The sequence below is a fragment of the Ilumatobacter nonamiensis YM16-303 genome, from assembly GCF_000350145.1.
Lineage (GTDB): Bacteria > Actinomycetota > Acidimicrobiia > Acidimicrobiales > Ilumatobacteraceae > Ilumatobacter_A > Ilumatobacter_A nonamiensis.
Genome location: NZ_BAOL01000303.1, coordinates 1 through 2,872, shown reverse-complemented (window position 1 = coordinate 2,872; position 2,872 = coordinate 1). Strand labels below are relative to the sequence as shown.

Below are 2,872 nucleotides of genomic sequence, written 5' to 3'. Positions count from 1 at the left end.
CGGGGCGGGGCGGGGCCGCGCAGGCCGGGGGGCGGGCCGGAGTCGGCGGGATGGGTGTGAGGGTCGACCGGTGAGCGGGCGCGGATGGATGGGAGGGTCGACGTGTCGCCTCGGGTCCGGCCCGCGGCGGGTGGGGGTCGGCTCAGACGTCGTCGGTGGGGGCGATGGTCACGTCGCAGGACAGGGCGTCGGCGCTGGCGGGATCGATCGTGATCGTCTCGATGGAGCCTGCGGCGGCGAGGTCGGCGCGGCCGGCCTCGAGCGCGGCGTGGAGTGACTCGGGAGCCGAGATGGCGAGCGCGGCGACTTCGGCGCGCTGGCTGACCTTGGCCTCGGACTTGGCGCGACGGACCAGTGTGAGTGCGTCGATCGTCGCGTCGATCGTCGTGGGGTCACCGCCGAGGTCGGACGCTGTCGGCCACGACGCCGCGTGGACGCTCGTGTCGTGCCACCAGCTCCAGGCTTCCTCGGTCGCGAACGGAAGGAACGGCGCGAGCAGCCGTTGCAATGAGGACAACGCCTCGCGCAGCGCGCGCCGCGCCGACGCAGCGGCGTCGGGCCCCAACGATTCGTATGCCCGGCTCTTGACCAACTCGACGTAGTTGTCGCAGAACCACCAGAAGATCGATTCGGTGCGTTCGAGCGCACGGGCGTAGTCGAACGCATCGAATCCGGTGGTGGCCTCGGCGATCGTCGCGTCGACCTTGGCGAGCATCGAGCGGTCGATCGGATCGGTCACGGTGTCGGCGAGCGCGGCGTCCATGTCGACGTCGCCGAACGACAGCACGAACTTCGACACGTTGAGCAGCTTGTTGGCGAGCTTGCGGCCGACCTTCATCTGCTCCTCGGAGTACGCGGTGTCGACGCCCGGTCGCCCAGACCCGGCCCAGTAGCGGACGGCATCGGTGCTGTACTGATCGAACAGGTCCATCGGCGTGACGACGTTGCCCTTCGACTTCGACATCTTCTTGCGGTCGGGGTCGAGGATCCACCCGGACAGCGCGGCATGGTTCCACGGAACGACACCGAACTCGTGGTGGCTGCGGGTGATGGTGGAGAACAGCCACGTCCGGATGATGTCGTGGCCTTGGGCACGCATGTCGTACGGGAACACCTTCTCGAAGAGACCGTCGTCCTCCTCCCAGTGCCCGGCGATCTGTGGGGTCAGCGACGACGTCGCCCAGGTGTCGAAGATGTCCGGGTCGCCGACGAACCCGCCCGGCTGATCGCGTTGGTCCGCCGTGTAGCCGTCCGGCACGTCGGTGGACGGATCGATCGGGAGGCGGTCTTCGGCCGGGACGAGCGGGGTGTCGTACACCGGCTCACCCGACGCGTCGAGTGGGTACCAGATCGGAATCGGCACGCCGAAGAAGCGCTGGCGGCTGATCAGCCAGTCACCGTTGAGACCTTCGACCCAGTTCTCGTACCGGTGCCGCATGTGGTCGGGATGGAACGTGACCTCGTGCCCACGGGCGATCAGGTCGTTGCGCAGGTCGGTGTCGCGGCCTCCGTTGCGGATGTACCACTGACGGGAGGCGACGATCTCGAGCGGACGTTCGCCGCGCTCGTAGAACTTCACCGGGTGCTCGATCGGACGCGGCTCGCCGATCAGGATTCCCTGCTCGGTCAGTTGCTCGACGACGGCGCGCTGCGCCTGGTTGGGATACTTGCCGGCGATCATCGCGTACGCGTCGGGGTCCACCCCGGACGGTGTGTCGGCGAGGATGCGACCGTCGCGACCGATGATCACCCGTAGGTCGAGCTGCAACTCTCGCCACCAGGTCACGTCGGTCGTGTCACCGAACGTACAGATCATGGCGATGCCGGTGCCCTTGTCGGGCTGCGCCAGCTCGTGTGCCTTGATCTCGACCTCCTGGCCGTAGAGCGGCACGATCACCTTCGTCCCGAAATGAGGCTGGAAGCGTTCGTCGTCGGGGTGGGCGACGAGTGCGACGCACGCCGCGAGCAGCTCGGGCCGGGTCGTGTCGATCTCGATCGTCGAGGCTGGATCGCCGACGACCTGGAATGGGATCTTGTGGTAGGCGCCCGGTCGTTCCCGGTCCTCCATCTCCGCCTGGGCGACGGCGGTGCGGAAGTCGATGTCCCACAACGTCGGCGCTTCCTGGCTGTACGCCTCACCACGCTCCACGTTGCGGAGAAATGCGCGCTGGCTCGCGCGACGCGAGCGTTCGTCGATGGTCGCGTAGTGCTGCTCCCAGTCGACGCTGAGACCGAGGCGGCGGTACAGCGCTTCGAAGACCTGTTCGTCGACCTCGATCAACTCGTCACAGAGTTCGAGAAAGTTGGGTCGGCTGACCGGGACGGCCTGGTGCTTCTTCGGCGGGTCGCCTCGGAACGGCGGTTCGAATCCCGCCTCGTACGGCTGACTCGGATCGCAGCGCACGCCGTAGAAGTTCTGAACGCGACGCTCGGTCGGCAGGCCGTTGTCGTCCCAACCGATCGGGTAGAACACCGCCTTGCCCTGCATCCGCTGGTAGCGGGCGACGAGGTCGGTGTGGGTGTAGCTGAACACGTGACCCATGTGCAACGAACCGCTGACCGTGGGCGGCGGGGTGTCGATCGAGAAGACCTCGCTGCGTACTGCCGACGTGTCGAAACGGTAGGTGCCATCGGTGTCCCACTGGTCGGCCCAGCGGTCTTCGATGCCGTCGAGTGTCGGCCGGTCGGGAATGTTCGCCATATCGCCCGTGAGGCTACCGATCCGCCCCACCGCTGTTCCTGCTCGTTCCGTACAACCGTGCAGTGAGATGTGAGACGTGCGTGACGGCCTGGTTCTCACCGCACCACCGGCGCGACGAGATCCGGTGAGATGTGAGCCCGACGGGTGGTCTCACATCTCACCGGAGAGGGG

Annotated in this window: 1 protein-coding gene; it reads right to left on the bottom strand. The window is 67.2% G+C overall.

The window, feature by feature from the left end; translation table 11 throughout:
- Positions 1-142: 142 nt before the first annotated feature.
- Positions 143-2,701: a valine--tRNA ligase gene (valS, locus tag ON45_RS20085; protein WP_040496484.1), complete on the bottom strand. Its 2,559-nt coding sequence runs from the start codon at positions 2,699-2,701 to the stop codon at positions 143-145.
- Positions 2,702-2,872: the final 171 nt, after the last annotated feature.